The sequence below is a fragment of the Agromyces salentinus genome (genome assembly GCF_009749395.1).
Classification (GTDB): Bacteria; Actinomycetota; Actinomycetes; order Actinomycetales; family Microbacteriaceae; genus Agromyces; species Agromyces salentinus.
Genome location: NZ_WBIR01000006.1, coordinates 28,498 through 49,006, shown reverse-complemented (window position 1 = coordinate 49,006; position 20,509 = coordinate 28,498). Strand labels below are relative to the sequence as shown.

22 protein-coding genes are annotated in these 20,509 nt (G+C 69.1%); 16 read left to right on the top strand and 6 right to left on the bottom strand.

Annotated elements, in window-relative coordinates; genetic code table 11:
• Window positions 1–13: 13 nt before the first annotated feature.
• From phnE to GQQ95_RS07415, 7 genes are all read left to right on the top strand, one after another.
• On the top strand, window positions 14–1,735 hold the full coding sequence (gene phnE, locus GQQ95_RS07445; protein WP_246205253.1) for a phosphonate ABC transporter, permease protein PhnE: 1,722 nt from the start codon (window positions 14–16) through the stop codon (window positions 1,733–1,735).
• Window positions 1,732–2,889 carry a TIGR03364 family FAD-dependent oxidoreductase gene (locus GQQ95_RS07440; RefSeq protein ID WP_157427033.1) on the top strand — a complete coding sequence of 386 codons (1,158 nt, stop codon included), beginning with the start codon at window positions 1,732–1,734 and terminating at the stop codon, window positions 2,887–2,889. The genes phnE and GQQ95_RS07440 overlap by 4 nt, the downstream gene beginning before the upstream one ends.
• On the top strand, window positions 2,886–3,827 hold the full coding sequence (locus tag GQQ95_RS07435) for a phosphonatase-like hydrolase (protein WP_157427032.1): 942 nt from the start codon (window positions 2,886–2,888) through the stop codon (window positions 3,825–3,827). The genes GQQ95_RS07440 and GQQ95_RS07435 overlap by 4 nt, the downstream gene beginning before the upstream one ends.
• Before the next feature lie 12 nt (window positions 3,828–3,839).
• Complete coding sequence (locus tag GQQ95_RS07430) at window positions 3,840–5,006, top strand: alcohol dehydrogenase catalytic domain-containing protein (RefSeq protein ID WP_157427245.1); 1,167 nt, start codon at window positions 3,840–3,842, stop codon at window positions 5,004–5,006.
• Window positions 5,007–5,045: 39 nt separating this feature from the next.
• Window positions 5,046–5,663, top strand: a complete 618-nt coding sequence (locus GQQ95_RS07425) for a hypothetical protein (protein ID WP_246205249.1) — start codon at window positions 5,046–5,048, stop codon at window positions 5,661–5,663.
• A 90-nt stretch (window positions 5,664–5,753) separates the two neighbouring features.
• The gene (locus GQQ95_RS07420; protein ID WP_157427031.1) at window positions 5,754–6,173 is read left to right on the top strand and encodes a pilus assembly protein CpaE; all 420 of its coding nucleotides are present in this window, start codon (window positions 5,754–5,756) and stop codon (window positions 6,171–6,173) included.
• A 264-nt stretch (window positions 6,174–6,437) separates the two neighbouring features.
• Window positions 6,438–7,604, top strand: coding sequence for an IS30 family transposase (locus GQQ95_RS07415; RefSeq protein WP_425482562.1), 1,167 nt, complete (start codon window positions 6,438–6,440; stop codon window positions 7,602–7,604).
• A 156-nt stretch (window positions 7,605–7,760) separates the two neighbouring features.
• Here the strand turns inward: GQQ95_RS07415 and GQQ95_RS07410 are convergent, their stop codons facing one another.
• The 3 genes from GQQ95_RS07410 to GQQ95_RS07400 form a co-directional block, all read right to left on the bottom strand.
• Window positions 7,761–9,734, bottom strand: coding sequence for an ABC1 kinase family protein (locus GQQ95_RS07410; RefSeq protein WP_157427030.1), 1,974 nt, complete (start codon window positions 9,732–9,734; stop codon window positions 7,761–7,763).
• Window positions 9,731–10,378, bottom strand: coding sequence for a CPBP family intramembrane glutamic endopeptidase (locus tag GQQ95_RS07405; RefSeq protein WP_157427029.1), 648 nt, complete (start codon window positions 10,376–10,378; stop codon window positions 9,731–9,733). Before GQQ95_RS07405 ends, GQQ95_RS07410 begins: the two co-directional genes overlap by 4 nt.
• Before the next feature lie 155 nt (window positions 10,379–10,533).
• Window positions 10,534–11,598: an alpha/beta hydrolase gene (locus GQQ95_RS07400; RefSeq protein ID WP_157427028.1), complete on the bottom strand. Its 1,065-nt coding sequence runs from the start codon at window positions 11,596–11,598 to the stop codon at window positions 10,534–10,536.
• 133 nt (window positions 11,599–11,731) lie between these two features.
• On the opposite strand from GQQ95_RS07400, the gene GQQ95_RS07395 reads away from it, so the two are divergent.
• The 7 genes from GQQ95_RS07395 to GQQ95_RS07365 all read left to right on the top strand — a co-directional run bounded on the left by GQQ95_RS07395 (window position 11,732) and on the right by GQQ95_RS07365 (window position 17,740).
• Entirely contained in the window at window positions 11,732–12,199 is a 468-nt protein-coding gene (locus GQQ95_RS07395; protein WP_157427027.1) for a hypothetical protein, read from the top strand.
• A gap of 79 nt (window positions 12,200–12,278) precedes the next feature.
• The gene (locus GQQ95_RS07390) at window positions 12,279–12,800 is read left to right on the top strand and encodes a hypothetical protein (protein WP_157427026.1); all 522 of its coding nucleotides are present in this window, start codon (window positions 12,279–12,281) and stop codon (window positions 12,798–12,800) included.
• Between the two features lie 33 nt (window positions 12,801–12,833).
• A complete protein-coding gene (locus tag GQQ95_RS07385; RefSeq protein WP_157427025.1) occupies window positions 12,834–14,363 on the top strand; it encodes a carboxylesterase/lipase family protein in 1,530 nt (509 codons plus the stop codon).
• A gap of 40 nt (window positions 14,364–14,403) precedes the next feature.
• The gene (locus GQQ95_RS07380) at window positions 14,404–14,916 is read left to right on the top strand and encodes a DUF1003 domain-containing protein (RefSeq protein ID WP_343032764.1); all 513 of its coding nucleotides are present in this window, start codon (window positions 14,404–14,406) and stop codon (window positions 14,914–14,916) included.
• 5 nt (window positions 14,917–14,921) lie between these two features.
• Window positions 14,922–16,538: an MFS transporter gene (locus GQQ95_RS07375; RefSeq protein ID WP_157427024.1), complete on the top strand. Its 1,617-nt coding sequence runs from the start codon at window positions 14,922–14,924 to the stop codon at window positions 16,536–16,538.
• Between the two features lie 146 nt (window positions 16,539–16,684).
• Window positions 16,685–17,176 carry a hypothetical protein gene (locus tag GQQ95_RS07370; protein ID WP_157427023.1) on the top strand — a complete coding sequence of 164 codons (492 nt, stop codon included), beginning with the start codon at window positions 16,685–16,687 and terminating at the stop codon, window positions 17,174–17,176.
• A gap of 93 nt (window positions 17,177–17,269) precedes the next feature.
• A complete protein-coding gene (locus GQQ95_RS07365; protein WP_212275338.1) occupies window positions 17,270–17,740 on the top strand; it encodes a GNAT family N-acetyltransferase in 471 nt (156 codons plus the stop codon).
• Between the two features lie 186 nt (window positions 17,741–17,926).
• Here GQQ95_RS07365 and GQQ95_RS07360 read toward each other — a convergent pair whose 3' ends face one another.
• Window positions 17,927–18,106 (bottom strand): hypothetical protein, encoded by a 180-nt coding sequence (locus tag GQQ95_RS07360; protein WP_157427022.1) that lies wholly within the window; start codon window positions 18,104–18,106, stop codon window positions 17,927–17,929.
• 98 nt (window positions 18,107–18,204) lie between these two features.
• On the opposite strand from GQQ95_RS07360, the gene GQQ95_RS07355 reads away from it, so the two are divergent.
• A complete protein-coding gene (locus tag GQQ95_RS07355; RefSeq protein ID WP_157427021.1) occupies window positions 18,205–18,468 on the top strand; it encodes a hypothetical protein in 264 nt (87 codons plus the stop codon).
• A gap of 45 nt (window positions 18,469–18,513) precedes the next feature.
• On the opposite strand, the gene GQQ95_RS07350 is transcribed toward GQQ95_RS07355, so the two are convergent.
• Window positions 18,514–18,774 (bottom strand): hypothetical protein, encoded by a 261-nt coding sequence (locus tag GQQ95_RS07350; RefSeq protein WP_157427020.1) that lies wholly within the window; start codon window positions 18,772–18,774, stop codon window positions 18,514–18,516.
• Between the two features lie 302 nt (window positions 18,775–19,076).
• Between GQQ95_RS07350 and erm the strand changes: the two genes are divergently transcribed.
• Entirely contained in the window at window positions 19,077–19,925 is an 849-nt protein-coding gene (gene erm, locus GQQ95_RS07345; RefSeq protein ID WP_157427019.1) for a 23S ribosomal RNA methyltransferase Erm, read from the top strand.
• Between the two features lie 9 nt (window positions 19,926–19,934).
• Here the strand turns inward: erm and GQQ95_RS07340 are convergent, their stop codons facing one another.
• Window positions 19,935–20,501, bottom strand: a complete 567-nt coding sequence (locus GQQ95_RS07340; RefSeq protein ID WP_343032762.1) for an NUDIX hydrolase — start codon at window positions 20,499–20,501, stop codon at window positions 19,935–19,937.
• Window positions 20,502–20,509: the final 8 nt, after the last annotated feature.

Sequence of the window (20,509 nt, the reverse complement as noted above, 5' to 3'; positions counted from 1 at the left end):
ACCGAGGCGCGTCGTGTCGCCCGAGCGCATCGCCGCGTCGCTCACGCTCGTGCTCATCGTCGGCGTCGCGGCGTACGCGGTCGCCGAATCGGGCATCTCCATCCCGGCCCTCTTCGAGAGCTGGGGCAACGCCGAGCGCTTCTTCGAACGCGTCGGTGGCATCGAGTTCCCGCCGGCCGCCGAGCTCGCGCAGCTCACGGCGCTGACGCTCGGCATCGTCATCAGCGGCACGGTCTTCGCGGCGGTGCTCTCGGTGCCCATCGCCTACCTCGCCGCGTCGAACACGACGCCGGGTCGCGGCTGGCAGGCGTTCGGCCGGTTCGTCACCGTGCTCACCCGCGCCATCCCCGACGTCGTGCTCGCCATGGTCTTCGTGCTCATGTTCACGATCGGCGCGCTCCCGGGCATCCTCGCGATCGGCATCCACTCGATCGGCATGATCTCCAAGCTGTTCGCCGACGCCATCGAGCAGGTCGACGAGGGCCCGCGCCTCGCGATCCGCGCCGCCGGCGGCTCGAAGCTGCAGGAGTTCACGAGCGGGATCCTGCCCCAGGTGCTGCCCTCGTGGGTGGCCACCGTGCTGCACCGGAACGACATCAACCTCCGCGGGTCCGTCGTGCTCGGGTACGTCGGCATCGTCGGGCTCGGCATGGAGATGTCGTTCGCGTTCAAGTCGCTGAACTACTCGGAGGGCCTCGGCATCGCGGTCGTCATGTTCGTGCTCTGCGTGCTCATGGAGATCGTCTCGAGCGTCATCCGCACGGCGATGCTCGGGGTCGCCCCGAGCGGGCGCGGCCTCGGCGACCGGATGGTGCGGGGCGTCGCGAACGCCAGGGCCCGCCGGTCCGGTGGTCGAGGAGTGAGCGCCGGCGAGCGTATCGAGACCCGTGCCGGCCTCGATACGCCGCGCCCGTCGGGGAACGAGCCGCACGCGGCATCCGACCTGCATGCGGCGCTGCGCCGCCCGTGGACCTCGACCCACATCCGCGACACCGCGTGGGGCTGGACCGCGCTCGCCGTGGTCGTCGCGAGCGTCGCCGTCTGCGACATCGCGTGGGGCGACCTCGTCACCTTCTGGGCGAAGGTGCCCGAGATCGCCATGAAGTTCTGGCCCCCGAACTTCGGGAGCTACGACGCCGAGACGATGCTCTCCGCCATGGGCGAGACGATCATGATCGCCCTGGCGGCCACCCTGCTCGCCGTGATCGTGTCGATCGTCGTCGGGTCGCTCGCGGCCCGCAACGTGGCGCCGAACGGCACCGTGCGGGGCGGCTTCCGCCTGCTCCTGCTCGTGGTCCGCGGCATCCCGGAGCTGATCCTCGCGATCGTGCTCATCGTCATCACCGGCCTCGGGGCCCAGGCCGGCACGCTCGCCCTCGCCTTCGGCGGCATCGGGCTGCTCGGCAAGCTCATCGCCGACTCGCTCGAGGAGGTCTCGGCGGGCCCCGAGCGCGCCGTGCGCGCGACCGGCGCGACACGTGCGCAGGTCTACGCGTCGGCCACGGTGCCGCAGGGGACGCGAGCCCTCATCGGCCACAGCTTCTACCTGCTCGACACGAACATCCGCGCGGCCACCATCCTCGGCATCGTCGGCGGTGGCGGCATCGGCTACTACCTCCTGAACGCCGGGCAGGGTTCCAACTACCAGGTCGTCACGTCGATCGTGTTCATGATCCTCGTGACCGTGCTCATCGTCGAGGGCATCGCCGTGTGGATGCGGCGGGTCTTCCGATGAGCGGCGCGCGCACGACCTTCGACGTGGCCGTCGTCGGCGGCGGCATCGTCGGGCTCGGCACGGCGCTCGCCGCTCGCCGCCTGGGCCTCGGCGTCGTCGTGATCGAACGCGGCAGCGAGGCATCCGGAGCCTCGATCCGCAACTTCGGCCACCTCTGCATCACGCCGCAGACGGGCCTCGCCCGGGACTTCGCCCTCGTGGCCAGGGAGCGCTGGATCCAGCTCGCCCGCGACGCCGACGTGTGGCTCCGCGAGTCGGGCACGCTCGTGGCCGCCCGTCACGAGGACGAGCTCGCCGTGCTCGAGGAGTTCGCGCTCGCGCGGGGCGACGAGGTCGAGCTGCTCGACGCCCACGAGGCCGAGGCGCGGATGCCGCTCGCACCTGGTGCCGCGGTCGGCGGCGCCTTCCTGCCGAGGGACCTCCAGGCCGACCCGAGGCAGGCCGTGGCCGCCCTCACGGCGCACCTGGCGCGCATGGGCGTGGAGTTCCGGACACGGACGGCCGTCACCGGGGTTCGACCCGGCCGTGTGGAGACGAGCCGCGGCCCGATCGACGCGGCCGCCGTCGTCGTCGCGGCCAACCACGACCTCGACCTGCTCTTCCCCGACCTCGCCGAGCAGCGCGGCATCGTGCGCTGCGGCCTGGACATGATGCGCGTCGTCCCACCCGACCTGCGGATGCCGCTCGCCGCGCCGCTGCTCACCGGCTGGTCGCTCGTGCGCTACGGCGGATTCGCGGCCACCGACGCCGCATCCGCCCTCCGCGAGCGGCTGCACGCCGAGCATCCGGCGCTCGCCGCCCTCGACCTCAACCAGATGTACACGCAGCTGCCCGATGGCTCGCTCATCGTCGGCGACACGCACTACCGGGGCGCGACGGTCGCGCCGTTCCAGCCGGAGGTCGCGTTCGACGCGCTGCTCGGGCTCGCCCGCGAGCTCTTCGGCATCGGGGCGCCGCGCGTCCTCGAGCGCTGGCAGGGCGTCTACGCGAGCGGACCCGACGACTTCCTCATCGAGGAGGTCGAGCCAGGCGTGCACCTGGCCGCCGCGACGACCGGCATCGGCATGACCACCGGCCTCGGCCTCGCCGAACACCTCATCTCCGCCATCGCCGATGGCACCGCGACGACCACCCTGCAGAGAGGCGCATCATGAGCACCGACCATCCGAACACCGCATCCGGAGTCCTCGACGACGTCGAGGAGCTCGACGCCCTCGATGCCATCGAGCGACGCCGTGAGGACCTCGAATCCCCTCGCGCCGAGGCGTGGGACCTCGACGACGAGCGACCGGGCGAGGACTTCGACGACGACGAGGACGACGATGACGACGGCGAGGTCCTCATCGAGCTGATCGTGCTCGACATGGCCGGCACCACCGTCTCGGACGACGGACTCGTCGAGCGGGCCTTCGCCCTCGCCGCCGAGCGCAGCGGCATCGCGGTCGGCGACGAGTTCGACGCGGCCCTCCAGTACGTGCGCGACACCATGGGACAGTCCAAGATCGAGGTGTTCACCGCCCTCGCCGACGGCGACGTCGCCGCGGCCGAGCGCGCGAACGCCGAGTTCGAGGGCGCCTACGCCGAACTGGTCGGGGAGGTGGGCGTGTCCGAGATCCCCGGCGCGCGCACCGTCATCGAGCAGCTCCGCGCCGCCGGCGCCTCCGTCGCCCTCACCACGGGCTTCGCGCCGGTCACGCGAGACGCGATCATCGACGCGCTCGGGTGGCAGGGCCTCGCCGACGTCGTGCTCTCCCCGGCGGACGCGGGTCGCGGTCGCCCGGCACCCGACATGGCCCTCACCGCACTCCTGCGCACCGCGACCGGCTCCGTAGAGTCCATGGTCGTGGTGGGCGACACCGTGAGCGACATCGAGTCCGGCGTGAACGCGGGCGCCGGGCTCGTGGTCGGCGTGCTCACCGGCGCCCACGACCGCGAGGTGCTCGAGGCCGCGGGAGCGGACGAGGTCATCGACCACATCGGCCAGCTGCCGCTGCTGCTCGGCCTCGGTCGGGTCGCGACCGCCGAGGGCGCCGACGGCGCTGCGGCGGGCGCTGCCGACCGCGCCGGCGACGCATCCGCCGGCGACGAGTAGGCGGCCGTGACCATGCACACCGTCGCCCGCCTCACCGACACCGACGTGCTCGTGAAGCCCTCCCCGGTCGCGATGGTCTGGAACGAGCCGGGGCGCCCGCTCGAGGCGCTCGCCGTCCCGGGCGTGCACCTCTGTGCCGGTGAGGCGCTCGTCGAGGTCGAGCTCGCCACGGTCTGCGGCTCCGACGTGCACACGGTGCTCGGCCATCGCCCCGCCCCCACGCCGCTCGTGCTCGGCCACGAGCAGGTCGGCCGGGTGGTCGCCCTCGGACCCGGCGCCGTGCGCGCCGACGGAAGCCCGCTCGAGCTGGGCGACCGTGTCGTCTGGTCGGTCACGGTCAGCTGCGGCGAATGCGACCGCTGCGCCCGCGGCCTCACGCAGAAGTGCCGGAGGCTCGCGAAGTACGGCCACGAGCGCGTGCACCGCGGCTGGGAGCTCTCCGGCGGGTTCGCCACGCATGTGCAGCTCCGCGCCGGCACCGCGACCGTCCGCGTCGACGAGGACCTGCCGGCCACCGTCGCGGCGCCCGCCTCGTGCGCGACCGCGACCGCCGTCGCGGCCGTCGACGCGGCATCCGCCCGGGTCGACCTCGAGGACGCCGTCGTGCTGGTGACCGGCGGCGGCATGATCGGGTTGAGCTCGGCGGTCATCGCGGCCGAGGCCGGCGCCGTCGTGATCGTCTCCGAACCGGATGCCGCACGCCGGGCCTTCGCGCGCCGCCTCGGCGTGCACACGGTCGACCCGCGCGCCAGGGCGGGCACGCCCGACCGCCTCGGCACCGTGCTCGCCGCCCTCGCGGACGACGGCGAGCCGCCCCGCGAGGTGCTCGTCGGGATCGAGGCCTCCGGATCGGCCGCCGGCGTGCGCACCGTCGTCTCCACCGTCGCCACGGGCGGCGTGGCCGTGCTGGTCGGCAGCGTGTCGGGCGGCACCGAGCTGTGCGTGGACCCCGAGTCGATCGTGCGGCGCCTGCTCACGATCACGGGCGTGCACAACTACACCGCGAGCCATCTCGAACAGGCGGTCGCCTTCCTCGAACGGTCCTGGCGGATCCTGCCGCTCGACGAGATGGTGGGCCCGACGCATGCGCTGGCCATGCTGGACCTCGCCCTCGAGGAGGCCGCGAGCGGCGAGCACATCCGGGTGGGCGTGGCGCCCGGGCGGCGCGTCACCGGCTGATCGCTTCCACCGGGGGCGGGTTCGGGGGAGCATTGGGGGATGACCCCGAACCCCGCCCTCGACGGGAGCGGCGCCGACCGACCGGATGCCGCGGCGGCGGCGTCGTCGTCCGCTCCGAGCCGGCCGGTCGCCGGACGCCCGCACGAGGCCGCTGCGGCGCTCGTGCGCCGGCTCGTCGCCGAGGCCGCGACGGAGCTCGAGGCGGCGGACGCGCGTCGGGAGACGCTCGCCGAGTACATCGCCGAGCGGCGCGTGCTCGGCTTCCCGCGCGCCGCGCGGATGACGCCGGTCGCCCGCGTCTGGCGGCTCGGCGTGCTGCTCGTCGCCGAGGACGGCGGGCTGCACGGCACCGGCCGCGTCGTACGCGCCGAGCGCGCCGCGCGCCGCAGCATCACCGCCGAGTCGGTCGCCGAGCAGCGCGCGCTCCGCGCGGCGGCCGTGAAGGGCGGCATCGCCGAAGGGGAGACGGTGGACTTCGACGCGAGACCCGTCGACCTCGACGAGCTCGCCCGGGACGCGGCATCCGGCCCGCTCGTCGTTCGCGACGGAGCCGTGCTCGTGCGGTGGAGCCCGTCGCAGCCCGACGCCCTCGCACCGTTCGAGCGGTACCTGGCCGAGCGCGTCGAGCTGCTCGCGCATCCGCCCGAGCGGGCCTGAGGCGCAAGCTCCCCCGAGGCGCCCTGTGGATCCGCAGTGTGCACCGCCGTACGGCGTGACGCGGCGCGGGGTTCGGGGCACGATGGGGAGATGATCAGCCGCGACCTCGCGCTCGCCCTCCGTGACGCCGGACTCGTGTGGCATCCCGAATCGGGCGACCGCTTCCAGCTGGATCTCCCGTCCGATGTCGAGGCCGAGGCGGAGGCCGACGTCTTCACCGTGAGCGAGATGACGATCGAGGCCCGGCGCCATCCGACCGGCACGATCCTGGCCTTCAACGGCACGACCGAGTGGGCGCTCGACTCGGTCGAACTCGCCGACGCGGTGTGGTTGCCAAGGGAGGACCAGCTCCGGGAGCTGCTGCGTGCGACCTTCCGCTCGCTCACGAGGTTGGAGGACGCCTTCGCGGTCGAGATCCGGCTCGACGGCGAACTGATGCGCTTCGAGCATCCCGACGTGGCGGAGGCCTACGGCCTGGCGCTGCTCGGCCTCGTCGGCAGGTCCCGCTGACGCGCTTGCGCGTGACGATGGCCGGTTCGATGGGTGCCCAGCGCTCGGCCCGTCAGCCAGGGTCGGGCGGAGGAGTCCTGCGCGGTCGTCGCGTTCTTCTCGAAGACCTGCCCGGGTCGTTGCAGTAGCCGTACCCCTGCGGCGTTTTCACCGGGCCGGGTCAACGGACACCTCGTTCGGCAGGCCCGGCGAGACCGCTCGTCGATCGACTTGCTGCCCGCTGCCCGACCCTTGGGTTCTTGCGGTGGTCGCAACACTTACTGAATGGAGTGTGTTGTGGCGGGCTTGGCGTTGAGGTTTCGTCTGGATCTGGTCCAGCAGGCGTGGGATGGGTTTCAGGCGGGCCAGTTCGCGAGTGAGGTCGGTGAGCGGATCGGTGTGGATCGCACGACCGCGAAGCGGATGCTGGTCGCTGCTGGCGGTGTCAGGCCACGACGCGGTCGCAATTTGCAGGGCCGGTATCTGTCGTTCGCGGAGCGGGAAGAGACCGCGGTCGGGGTCGCGGCGGGTGAGTCGGTGCGCTCGATCGCGGCGCGGATCGGGCGGGCGCCGTCGACGGTGTCGAGGGAGCTGACCCGCAACACGGTGCGGGGCCGGTATCGGGCTTCGGTCGCGCAGGTGACGGCGATGGGGCGGGCGGTGAGGCCGAAGCCGGCGAAGCTGGCCACCAACGCGAGGCTGCGTGCGAGAGTGGAAGCGGACCTGGCGAAGCGCCGATCGCCGGAGCAGATCGCCGGTCGGTTGCGTCGGGACTTCCCCGAGGATCCGGAGATGCAGGTGAGCGCGGAAACGATCTACCAGTCGCTCTACGTGCAGTCTCGTGGCGCGTTGAAGCAGGAACTGGTCCGGTGTTTACGGACCGGGCGGGCGTTGCGGCATCCGTCACGCAAGGCCGGGCAGCGGAAGAACCGGATCCCGAACATGGTGAACATCGTCGAACGGCCCGCTGAGGCCTTGGACCGTGCCGTGCCCGGGCATTGGGAAGGCGACCTCATCATCGGGGCGGGGAACCAGTCCGCGATCGGGACGTTGGTGGAGCGGTCCTCGAACTTCACGATGCTCGTACCGCTTCCAGACGGGTACAAGCCCGACCAGGTAGCGCCGGCGCTGACCCGAAAGATCCAACAGTTGCCCGAGCAGCTGCGGGGCACGTTGACGTGGGACCAGGGACCGGAGATGCGGGACTGGGAACAGGTTCGCATCGACACGGGCATCGAGGTGTTCTTCTGCGACCCGCATTCGCCGTGGCAGCGGGGCATCAACGAGAACACGAACGGGCTGCTCCGGCAGTACTTCCCGAAGGGCACCCCGCTCGCTGGCTTCAGCGAGGCTCACCTGGACGCCGTGGCCGCTGAACTGAACGACCGACCCCGGAAACGGTTAGAGTTCCAAACCCCGAACGAAGTCATCGGGAACGTCCTGTTGCGATGACCGCTTGAATCCGCCGACCGGCTTGCGGGCGCTGTTCGAAAGCTATGACGCGGCCCGACCGTTTCTGCGGCGTCGGCTACCCGCAGTAACCAATCGGTGGGTCCCGTTAGATTTCCATCCTGGTCCTGAGTTCAGTTGACATTCTCAAATGGGTTCTCAGCGCCGACGGCGTACGAACGCCACACGCAACGACCGGAAGAGCAGCAGGAACGCCGCGAGGCCGATCACGACGCCGACGAACGCCGTGGTCCGCACGTTCGCGGTGAGGAACGGACCCGCGTCCGAGACCACGAGAATCGCGGCCGTGACGATGCCGGCGATCGCGATGAGGGTCGTCGTCAACTGCGCGACGATCGACCCGATCCACGAGCGTTCGTCGGTGCCTTCGAATGCGCGCACGCGCACCCCGAGGGTTCCGCGCTCCAGCGACGAGGTGATCGCGTCGATGCGCCGGGGCATGGTCCTGGCCTGCACCGCTGCGACGGCCGCGGTCGCCTCGGCCGCGCCGAGCACACGGCGCCACGCGAGCATGCGGCGCATGAAGTGAGGGACTCTCGCGAGACCTGTTTCGACCAGGTCGAAGTCGGGGTCGATACGCCGTAGCGAGCCCTCGAGCGAGACGATCGTGCGGAAGGCAAGGGTCATGGCCGGCGGCACCGCGAGGCGGTGATCGCGGAGCACGTCGAGCAGTTGCATGAAGATCCTGCCGGTCTGCGTGGACACCTGCATGCGGGTGAGCACGCGGCCGATGTCGCGTTGCAGTGCGACGCGGTCGGTGTCGTCGGCCGCCTCGGCGACCAGCAGCACGACGTCGGTCGTGCCGATGTCGTCGTCGTTGATCACCGCGAGCAGCAACGCCGCGATGCGCTCACGCAGGCTGCGCTCGAGTACGCCGACCGAACCGCAGTCGATGAGGGCGATGTCGCCGTCGGCCGTGAGCAGCAAGTTGCCGGGGTGCAGGTCGGCGTGGAACATGCCGCGCACGAGCGCCTGCTCGAGCACGGCGTCGAGCACGCCCTTTGCCAGTTCGGTGCGCAGCTCGGGGTCGAGTTGGGACAGTCGGTCTGCGGATGCTCCGATCGGTTCGCCGTCGACGCGATCCATGACGAGCATGCGTGCTGTGCTCACCGCCTCGAACGCGCGCGGGATCCGGATGGCCGCGGATTCGGACTCGTCAGCGATTCGCCCGAGGGCGGTCATGTTCGCCGCTTCGATGCGGTAGTCGAGCTCCTCGTTCAGTGCGGCGGCGAACCCGTCCGCGAGGTCGACGACGCCGTATTCGCTTCCCCAGTCGGTGCGTTCCTCGATACGGGCGGCGAGTCGCAGGATGATGTCCACGTCGGCGCGTACCTGCGCTGCGGCATCCGGTCGCTGCACCTTCACGACGACCTCGGTGCCGTCGAGAAGTGTGGCCGTGTGCACCTGTGCGACGGATGCTGCGGCGAGCGGCTGCTCGTCGATCGAGGCGAAGGTGGCATCGATCGGGCCCCCGAGTTCTTGCTCGATCACCGTGCGGATGCGATCCCACGCCACTGTGCTCGACCCCGCCTGGAGGGTCGCGAGGGCTCGCGTGTATTCGGGTGGCACGAGGTCGTCGCGGGTGGAGAGCACCTGCCCGAACTTGACGAAGGTGACGCCGGCCTCGTTGAGGGCGTCGACGAGCGCTCCGGGTAGCCACGCGGCGGCATCCGACACCTTGCCGCCGTGGACCAGCGGACCGAGGCCGTGCCGCGAGGCGATCGCGAGCACCTGCGCGTACCGGCGTGCCCGGCGGCGACGGGCACGGAACGCCTTCACCGCCGCGACTGGGCCTCCGAAATGGCGGGTGGGCCAGACCAGCTCGAGGGCGACCAGGATTCCGATGCCGCACGCGACGGTCCACCCTGCCGCCACCGTGATGAAGAGGACGAAGATCACGCGGTCCACGGCGAGCGACCCCGCGGGTGCAAGCAGGCCGGAACCAAGTTCGACGGCGCGAAGCAGCGACACGCTCGCGACGAACACGACGAGGCCGACGATGATCGCGCGCGGCCACCCGATGGGCGTCTCGAGCACGCGACGGGCGAGCAGCCCGACGACCAGGATGTAGAGGATCGCGGCGAGTCCGACCGCCAGTGCTGCCAGCATCATGCCCCCAGTCGCTGGTCCGAGTCCGGTGCGTTCAGCGTAGAGGGTCGGCGCGGCGAGATCAGCCGGCCGCACGCCAGGACGACGATGACGAGGGCGAGATTGAAGAGGAAGTTGTAGAAGCTCGCTCCATCAGCCGTGCCAATGTGGGAGAACTCGAACAGGTCCATGATCGCGTGGAGCAGGATCGGGAAGATGATCAGTCGGAGCGACCTCCTCGTCAGGTACAGCAGGTAGCCGACGACGATCGCGCTGAGCACCTGCGGCAGATTCAGCACGCCGGCCGCGAGCGAGTTCATCAGGTGCGCCAGGCCGAACAGCATCGTGGAGATGAACGCGACCCATCCCTCCGAGACGCGATTGCGGAGCAGTTCGACGGTGATGCCGCGGAACAGTAGCTCCTCGGATGCGCCGATGACCAGGACCATCAGCACGGTCGCGGCGAAGAAGCCCGGCCCGATGTCGAGGAACGCGTCGTAGCGGGTGAACAGCAGGCATGGGATGACCGTGATGATCGGCACGATCACGACCCAGCGGCGGGTGGGCTTGGAGTCCACGAGCACCCGCGGCCACAGGGCGAGGAAGGTGATGACGGCGATGCACCACAGCAGCGAGATGGACACCAGCATGACCTCGCCGAGGAGCACGCCGCGGACCGTTCGGTAGAATTCCCCGTCCGCGGTCCGATCCGCATCGGTTGGGCCGGGAAGCCCCAGTCCGATCAGGATCGGCAGGATGAACCATCCTGCGAACACGGCGATCAGCGCGCCGATTCCGTAACGGGATGCTCGTTCCGACCGATTCACGACCGCTCTCCCAACGATGTGGTGGACCCGGTGGTGAGCAGCTCGACCAGCCCGGGCACCGTCTGCGCCGCCCGGTTCTCCGGGTTGCCGGGATCGATGTACTCGTGTCCGGCCCCGAGGGACGCTGGGATCGTGTAGACCGTCACGTTCGCGCCATCCGCACGTTCTCTGACGGCGAGCTGCAGGATGCGGTCGTTGTCGACGGACTCGTCGTTCGGATTGATGATCAGGGCGACCTCGCCGCGCGTGCCGTCGTCATCGTCGGAGACCGCCATGCCCATGGTCACGACCGCACCGAGCGAACGTGTCTGGAACTGGGCGTACGAGTACCTCGGCACCTGGGCGCGCTCGCGAAGCCCGGCATCCCACCAGATCGGGATGGAGGGCACCACGTTGAGCAGGTTCGCCGCGGCTGAGGTCACGGGGCTCGGAACCAGGAGGGGGTTGAGCATGGGGGCGATCGCGACGACCCGGTCGATGTCGTCGCGTTCCTCAGCGAGCCAGAGAGCGAGGGTTGCGCCGGCCGAGAGGCCCCCGATGATCACGGTCTTGTTCATCGCGCTCGCGATGTCGAGCATGCTATGGCCCCACGCCGCGAACTCGTCGAGATCGACCAGGCCCTCTTCGATGATCCGGCCTGCGAGTCCGTGACCGGCCATCCGAGGCAACAGGACCGTGTATCCGGCGTCGGCGAGCCGGTTCGCCATACCGGTGAACTGGTTCGGGCAACTCGTATATCCGTGGAAGAGCACGACGACTCCGACCGGATCGCCGGGCGGGTCCACACGTCGGGCCCGGCACTCCGCAAACAAGCTCTGGTCGGCGAGGTCCGAAGCGATGAGGGCGGCGAATGCCGATTCGGCCATCTTGTCGGTTAGTTGAATGCTCTGGACAGCGCGCGGCCGTGGTGACGGAGAGAACTGGAAGATGGCGAAGACGACCGCGATGGTCGCGACCGTGGCGGCCGTGATGAGGAGTGCTCTCCGAACGCGAACGTGCTTTCGCGCCACCTGGTCGGTTCCGACCGGTGACGATGTCGCGCCCACTGCGCTGCCCTCCATCGACGGATGCTAACACCGGCAGGGATAGATTCACTAACTTAGTTAGCGTATTCTTGCAACCCCTGCCGGAAGTCCCGATGCACCCGTACCGTTCGCGCTGAATGGTTCATGAATCAAGGGGAAGGACGAGCACGTGGCACTCTCTGAACAGTTGGACAAGCTCAAAGACCAAACCAGGCAGCTCGAACAGTCGGCGAGCGAGATTCACACCCAGGACAAGGCGAAGGTCGACGCCCGCCTGACAGAGTTGCGTAGCTCGCTCGACGACGCGCAGCGTGACGTCGACGCGAAGGCGAAAGCGGATGTCGCAGACCTGACCGATGGGTGGGCCAACCTGCAGAAGTCGGTCACCGACGGGTTCGCATCGTTGAAGAGCGATCAGGAGGCCCGCCAGGCCGAGCGTCAGGCGAAGCGTGCAGACCGTGCCGCCGACCGCGAGGTGAAGCGGGTGGACCGAGCCGCCGATCGAGCCGAGGCCGACGCTGCCGATGCCATCGAGTGGGCGGTCTACGCGCTACAGGAGGCGGAGTACTACGTGCTCGCGGCCGTGGTCGCCAGAGCTGATGCCGACGCGGCCGACGCGGGTGAACCCTCGAGCTGACAGGACAAGGACAGAGACGACTGCAGGGGTGCGCGAACGGCCGTAATTCGAACGTGATGCGCTGAATAAGGGGGAAATTATGGACCGCAAGCAGAGACTGATCGACCTGTCGCGGGACGCCACCGGCGATGACGGCATCATCGTCGCCGGTGACTTCTCACCGAAGGGCACCTACTGGAAGAGCATGACCGGCGCCGTAGCGGGCGGTCTCGTCGGCGGTCAGGCCGGCACCGAGGCCGCATCGGTCGGTGCAGCCGCGGGCGGCACGCTGGGCACGTACGCGCAGAGCAGTCAGCTGCCACCGGTGGTGATCCTCGCCGCAACCGAGCAGACGCTCTACCTGCTCAGCCCCGAGAACCGCCACAACGGGGCTGCGAACCCCGGCCCGCTCGTGCCGTTCGGTGAGCTCGCGCTCGAGCACCTGAGCTTCGAATTCAAGCAGCGCCTGATGACCCGCACGGTCGAGATCACTGACGAATCCACGGGCCGGCAGTTCGGGTTCGAGGGCGAACGCCTCGGCGTGCACCACATGAACGACCTGCTCGACTTCCTCGTCCATCACGGCACCACCGCCGAACCGGAGGACGAGGCGAAGGCATAGGCGTCGGCGGCAGACGGACTTCCGGGGGAGCACATGGAGCCATCGGATTCGGTCGTCCCGACCGTGTCAGGGCAAGTACGCGGGGCGAGCATTGGTGCGGTCAGGGCATGGAAGGGGATTCCGTACGGTGCTCCGCCGACCGGGGAACGGCGGTGGTCGGCGTCCACCCCCCATTCGGGATGGTCGGGAGTCCTCGACGCCACGGATTTCGGGCCTGCCGCACCTCAGCCTCTTGATCCAACGATCGTGATCGGCGGGGTCGTCAGCGAGGAATGCCTGACCATCAATGTGTGGAGTCCGCGGTCTACGATCACGTCACGTGCGCCGGTCATGGTCTGGCTTCACGGCGGGGCGTACATGTACGGCTCCTCCCGTGAGCCGCTCTTCGACGGAGCGCGGCTGGCCGCGAACGCCGGCGTCATCGTCGTCACGGTGAACTACCGCCTGGGTGCTCTCGGATTCCTCGACCTGTCGGGCGCACCAGGGGCTCACGGGGTCTCGCCGAATCCCGGTATCTCCGATGTGATGCTTGCGCTGCGGTGGGTGCATGACAACATCGCCGCGTTCGGCGGCGACCCTGACCGGGTCACGATCTTCGGCGAATCGGCAGGCGGTGGCCTGGTCACGACGCTGCTCACGGTCCCGAGCGCTCGAGGGCTTTTCCACCGAGCGGTCGCGCAGAGTTCCCCGGTCAGCTCCGTGTACGACCGCGAACGCGCAGGAAGGGTCGCCGCCCGGTTCCTGGACGAACTCGGTGTCACCACCGTGGCCGAGGCGCGTCGTGCGCCGATCGATCGGATCGTCCAGGCAGCCGCAGCGCTCTACACCGCGATCCCGACGGAGGCGCCCGGCACGCTCGCGTTCGCTCCGGTCGTCGACGGAGATCTCATTCCGGAGCATCCCACCGACGTGCTCCGCGAGGGGCGAGCTGCCGCCGTGCCGCTGCTCATCGGCACCAACCGCGATGAGGCGGCGATCTTCCGGTACTGGGATTCGCCGTTGCTTCCGATCACGACCGACGGCGTCGAACGGATGCTCGAGGACATGCGCCGAGACGAACCGGATGTCGCCTTCCCATCGAACGCGCAGGTGCTCGACGTGTACGAGGGCATCCGGCGTCGCTCGGTCGGGCTCGGCATTACCCGTGATATCGCGTTCCGGATGCCTTCGATCTGGGCGGCCGAAGGGCAGTGCACTGTCGCGCCGGTCTGGCTCTATCGGTTCGACTTCGCGACTCCGATGCTGGAGGTCCTGCACCTCGGCGCGACGCACGCGATGGAGCTGCCGTACGTGTGGAGCAACTTCGACACGATGCCGAAGGACCCCACCTTTCGTCTCGGCGGCAGGCGGAGGGCGCAGCGGGTGTCCCATCGGATGCAGTCGCGATGGGCGGCCTTCGCCCACGGCAACCCACCTGATGGGCCCGACGGGTCATCGGCCTGGCCTGCCTACGAGCTCGAGCATCGTTCGACGCTGGTCATCGACGCTGCCGACCGGTCGGTCGAGGACCTCGATCGCGACCTCCGCTCCGGATGGGGCGACCACGTGCTCTCCTTCCGGTGAGCCGACGACACGACCAGAGACAGGACGACGAGGCCACATCATGTCCGACCCCATTCAGAAGCTCCTGAAGTCACTCCCGGCGATCAGTTTCCGACCCATCCCGATCAAGACCTGGCATCAGCAGCACGAGTCCGAGCTGTCATTCGGTGAACGGGCAGCCGACGTGCTTCGCAACGCGATGGGCAGCTGGGCATTCGTCGGGATCTTCATCGGCGTGATGATCGTGTGGTCGATCCTGAACACGTTCGCGACGCCGTGGGACCCGTATCCGTTCATCTTGTTGAACCTCTTCCTCAGTATGCTCGCCGGCTTGCAAGGCGCGATCCTGCTGATCGCCGCGAAGCGGCAGGACGCCATCTCGGCGGCGCTCGCTCAGCATGATTTCGAGACCGACAGCGCGGCCCGCGACGACGTCACCGCCCTGCTCGAGATCAACCGAACCCAATTGGAGCTCATCGCGGAGCTGCAGCGCATCCTCAAAGAGCAGAGCGTGGCATCCTCGCTCGGCACCGCACGTTCGAGCTCCAGCGCTTCAACATCCAGCGAAGCGTGAATGCCGTGAACACTGCGCGGACTGGTGGGCTGCTGATTCTGATCACGCTTGGCGCAGGTCAGTTCCTCATCACCCAGGACAGCGCGGTCATGGCCGTCTCCGTCGCTGCCGTCGCGACCGACCTCGACATCTCCGCCACCGACATCCAGACCGCGATCTCGCTGTTCGCACTCGTGATGGCCGCGTTCATGATCACCGGCGCCCGACTCGGCGCCAAGTTCGGCAGCCGCAGGATGTTCATGCTCGGATGCCTGCTCTTCGCTGCCGGCGCCGCGATCGCGGCCGCCGCGACGAACCTCGTTCTGCTGATCGTGGGATGGTCGATCATCAAGGGCATCGGAGCCGCACTCATGCTGCCATCGATGGTGGCCCTCATCGCCGCGAACTTCCCACCGGAGCGTCGCACGTTCGCCTTCGGTGTCGTCGCAGCGTCCGCCGCGCTAGCCGGCGGGTTCGGCCCATTCCTCGGCGGCGCCGTCGCCACCTACGCATCCTGGCGCTACATGTACTTCGGCGAAGCCGCCCTGGCACTGCTCCTGATCCTGCTCCTCACCCGGGTACCCGAGACCGTGCGCACGGGCGCGGCACGTCTCGACTGGGGTGGCGTCGGCCTCTCCGCGATCGGTCTATCACTCATCGTCCTCGGCGTCATCCGAACCGGCGAATGGGGACTCCTCCTCCCGCACCCGGGCGCACCATCCTGGCTCGGACTCTCACCGAGCATCTGGCTGCTCCTGGCCGGCATCCTCTTCGTGTGGCTGTTCTTCCGATGGGAAGCCCGCGTCGAACGACACGGCAGCGAGCCGCTACTGAACCCCAAGCTCCTCGCGAGCCGCCCGCTTCGAGCAGGACTCGGCCTCTTCTTCGCCCAGTACCTGATCCAGGCCGGCTTCTTCTTCGTCGTCCCGGTCTACCTCGCCGTCGTGCTCGGCAAGACCCCACTTGAGACCGGCCTCGGTCTGCTTCCACTCTCCCTCTCGCTCTTCCTGGCCGCGGTTCTCATACCCCAGCTCCTTCCCAACGGCTCACCACGGGCCATCGTCCGCGCCGGATTCTTCGGCCTCATCATCGCCGGGCTCATCCTCCTGGTCACGCTCGACGTCGACTCGAACTCCTTCGCGACCATCGTGCCGATGATCATCGTCGGACTCGCGATCGGCGCCATCGCCTCACAACTCGGAGCCGTGACCACCACCTCCGTCCCCGCTGAATCGGCCGCTGAGGTCGGCGGCCTGCAGAACACAATGCTGAACCTCGGCTCGTCCCTCGGCACCGCGATCTCCGGCGCGCTCGTCACCGCAACACTCAGCACCGTCTTCCTGAGCGGAATCGTGGGAGATCCGGTGCTCGACGAGAACGCGAAATCGGCCGTCGCAGAACGACTCGTCCAAGGCGTCCCATTCGTGTCCGACGCCGAGGTGGACGACGCGCGCGTCACTCTCAACCTCGACGACGAAGCCGCGGAATCCGTTCAACGCTCCTACGACGACGCCCGCATCACCGCCCTGAAGGCCCCGCTCGCCGCCCTCGTCGCTGCCGCACTCCTCTCGCTCTTCCTCGTACATCGGCTACCCACGACGGCACCCGGACGCGAGCCCGTGCTCACGAACTCTTCGGCATAGTAGGCGCCGGACTCGGCCCCATGAGTTCGCTCCTTTTCCAGCATCTCTGACGCAGCCGGGCACCAGAAGCGTTTGGCAGAGTGCCCGCTGACGGATCCGCTTGCGGTGCACATCCACTCCGCGTAGTGGAGGCTGATGATATGGCTATGCAGCGGACTGCCGGCGTCGTCTTGTCGCTATTGGACGGGCGTTGGCTCGAGAGCGAAGAGGCAGCAGTCGCTTCGCTGCAACGACTTGGGTTCACAGTGATGCCTGACGACGGCACGGTACCGCCGTCTGGTTCTCGGCAGCGCGAATTGATGCCGGCAACCGGGATCGATCACGCCTCGTTGTCGATCCTGGGCAGCGCGCCCACCAACATCACCTTCTTCATCGCTTCCGCTCCCGAGCGTGAGAACGCAGCGACAAGGTTGGCATACGAAAACCTGCTCGCCTCGCTCGCCATGACTCTGGACTCGCCACAACGATTCTGGGCGGACGAGACCACACCAGTGTTCTGGCACCACTCAGATCTTGAAGTCGGCGCTCAGCTCTTCGACCGCCGCGACAGCACCGTGATGGTGTGGGTAGAACATCGGGCTCGAAGCAAGGCGGCCGAGGGAGGAGCTTTCGCGAATCGGGATCCAGGAAGTCGTTGATGCCGCCTGCAAGCCGATCCGCATGTGGGAACCCCGGTGGACCTGCGATGACCTCTGCGAGGGACTTCACATGCAGACATAGGGTTGGAGACCGTGTTCACCATTGAAGCCCTGACTCCGGAGGCACCGAATGCGCACGCGATCATTCGGTCCTACATGTTCGAGCTGGCATCTCGGTATTACGGCCGCCCGGCGACTCCGGACGAGGTGGAGCAGGCCCTTCGCGACGAGCCATACGACGACCTGACTGGGTCGACCGGTGTTCTTCTCATCGCGATGCAGGACGGCGAGCCCATCGCGTGTGCGGGCGCTCGATTCGACGGCGCTGTCGCTGAATTGACCAAAGTCTTCACTCTGCCCGAGTATCGCGGTCAGGGTGTGGGGAAGCGCCTGCTTCGGCGAGTCGAGGATGTCTGCCGGGCACGCGGCGTTGACGTGGTTCGTCTGGATACACGGAGTGACCTCGTCGAAGCCCATGCACTTTATGAAAGCCTCGGGTTCGCCCGCGTGGAGGCGTTCAATTCCGACGCGTACGCCGAGGTCTGGTACTCGAAGTCTCTCTAAGCCGACCGTCACCGTGACAGGTCGTGCCGCACAAGCGGATCCGTCTGCGAGAACGGTGCCACACAACCAGATGCTGGTCGTGAGTGCATCTAGGCTCGCGTCATTATTCAGTCAGGGCGTGCTTCATTGACGGTCGTGTCGAGAGACAGACCGAACCCGCTGGGCAAGCGCAGCCACAGCGGTTCGTCAATGCTGAGCTCGTCGCTTCTTCTCGTTCTCGAGCGTGTCGGTTTCCTCATGCCCGAACGCCAAGGGGTCCGGGGGGTTCTCGGCCTGCTCGACCGTCAGCAGGCCGTCCGGATCTTGTGGGTCGCGGACCCCTGTCAGACGTTCCCCGATCCTTGACTTGTCTCCGTCTCGTGGCATGTTGCCACGGTACGACCGCCGGGCTCGGCGTCCCAGGGGGTTGCGCCGGCGGGACCCGGGCGTCAGGGGGACCGGCGTCGCGCCGGTAGGCTTCCCCGGTGAGTCTCAAGACGTCGACCCTTCCCCCGCGCCTGTCCGCCCGAACGATGTTCCTCTCCGGCCTCGTCCTGCTGGGCGTCTGGCTCGCCGTGCAGGTGCTGATCGGCTTCATCGGCTTCGTCGTCTCGTCGATGCCGTGGTTCGCGCAGGGACCCTCCGGCGTGCCGTTCCTCGGCCTCGTCGGCGAGTTCTCGCTCGTCGTCGGTGCCGTGCTCGTCGGCGCCTCCCTCGTGACGCGCGCGCTGGAGCCCGCGCAGCGCTGAGCCGCGGCCTTCCGGCCACGAGCTGCGCACCGGTCGCCGATCGCCTCAGTTGCGCGTCGGGTCGCGATCGGTGCGCGACGGATGTGTCGACTGCTCCTGGATCGTCTCGATGACGCTCTCCTGCAGGCCCTTCTGCCCCGTGTGCAGTTCCTGGTGCACCTCGAGCGAACTCATGAGCGGGCTGAACGCCGCGCGCAGTCGCCGGCCGGGTCCGGCACGCACCGCGCGCACGGTCATGCCGATGACCAGCGCGAGCACGAACGCGCCCACGGCGATCGCGATGCCGGTCGAGAGCACTCCCATCATGTGGGGAAGCCTACGCGCCGCGGATGCCGCGCCGGTGCCGGCGGTCCTCGCGCCCGGGCTCACGACCGGGCTCGACGCTCGCGAGGAGCCGGCTCGACCGGAGCAGTGGGGTCGACTCCGCTCCGTTCGTTGAGTACGCTCGACCATCGTGATGTGCACGTTCTCCGCGATGATCATTCGGCCCCGCACCGCCTGAGGCGGAGCGCCGGCTTCCTTCCGCGAGTCTCCGCCTCGGCCCCTGACCATGGCCGGTGCACCTTCGGCGTGCCCGGCTGCAGGAATCCCTCAGCAGCGGAGTCGCAGTGCGCACCCATCGAACCCCGAGCCGTCCATCCCCAGATCCCACCCGTCCTCCCTCGGATCCCACCCGCCGACCGTCCGGTCCGCCGGCCGGCGGGCGCCATGAACTCGGCCAGAACTTCCTCGTCGACCGCCGCGTGATCGGGTGCATCCTCGCCCTCGTCGACGCGGCGCCCGGACCGATCGTCGAGCTCGGCGCGGGCGGTGGGGCCCTCACCCGCCCCCTCGCCGGGCTCGGACGCCCGCTCACCGCGATCGAGCTCGACCCGAGGCGCGCCGACGCGTTGCGCCGCGACCTCGCGGGCTCGGCGCAGGTCGTGCACGCCGACGTGCTGGCGTGGCGGCATCCGTCGCATCCGCACGTCGTCGTCGGCAATGTGCCGTTCCACCTGACGACCGCGATCCTCCGCAAGCTCCTCGCCGAGCGGAGCTGGAGTACCGCTGTGCTGCTCACCCAGTGGGAGGCGGCCCGGCGGCGGTGCGGGGTCGGGGGCACGAGCCAGCTCACGGTGCAGTGGGCGCCGTGGTACGAGTTCGCCCTCGACCGGAGGGTCCCGGCGCACGCGTTCCGTCCGGTGCCGTCGGTCGACGGCGGGCTGTTCACGATCCTTCGCAGGCCGGCTCCGCTCGTGCCCGACGCCGAGCGCCGGGCCTACCAGGCCTTCGTCGCGGAGGTGTTCCGGGGTCGCGGACGCGGACTCGCGCAGGTGCTGGCGCGCACGCGGCATCCGCTGCCCTCGGCTCGTGCCAAGCGCTGGCTCGCCGCACGCGGGCTCGCGGCCGACGCGCTCCCCGGCCGGCTGACGGCCGAGGACTGGGCAGACCTCTGGCGGGAGGTCCGAGGGCGATGATGCCGCCGGTCAGTTCGAGGGCTCGGGCGCCGTGTCGAAGCCGAACGCCGAGATGGGCGAGAGGGTTCCATCGCGCCAGCCGTCGAGCACGAACCGCTCGTGGTGCACGACCTGCTCGGGAAGGGCGCCGAGGTCGAACCAGGCGAGATCGCTGGCCTTGTCCTCCTGCAGCGCGGGCTCGCCCGCCCAGCGGCGGCAGGCGAAGAACACGTCGAGGCGCTGGTCGACAAGCAGCCCGGTCGGTGCCGTGCGGTGCATGGCCGTCAGTGGCTCGAGGTCGAGCGGATCGACGACGACGCCGAGCTCCTCGAGGACCTCGCGGGCGGATGCCGCGTGCACGGACTCGCCCGCGTCGACATGTCCGGCCGCGCCGGCCGCCCACCACCCGTCGTAGTAATCGGTGTTCGCCCGTCGCTGCAGCAGCACCCGGCCGTCATCGTCGACCAGGAAGACGTAGGCGGCCGGCACGAGGCTGAACCCGCCGTGCGCGGCGCCGTAGGCCTTCGAGTAGGACTTCGGCTCGGTCACGAGCTCGGCGGTCGAGTAGGCGCCCCTGCGCCGTATCGAGACCAACACGAACGGGT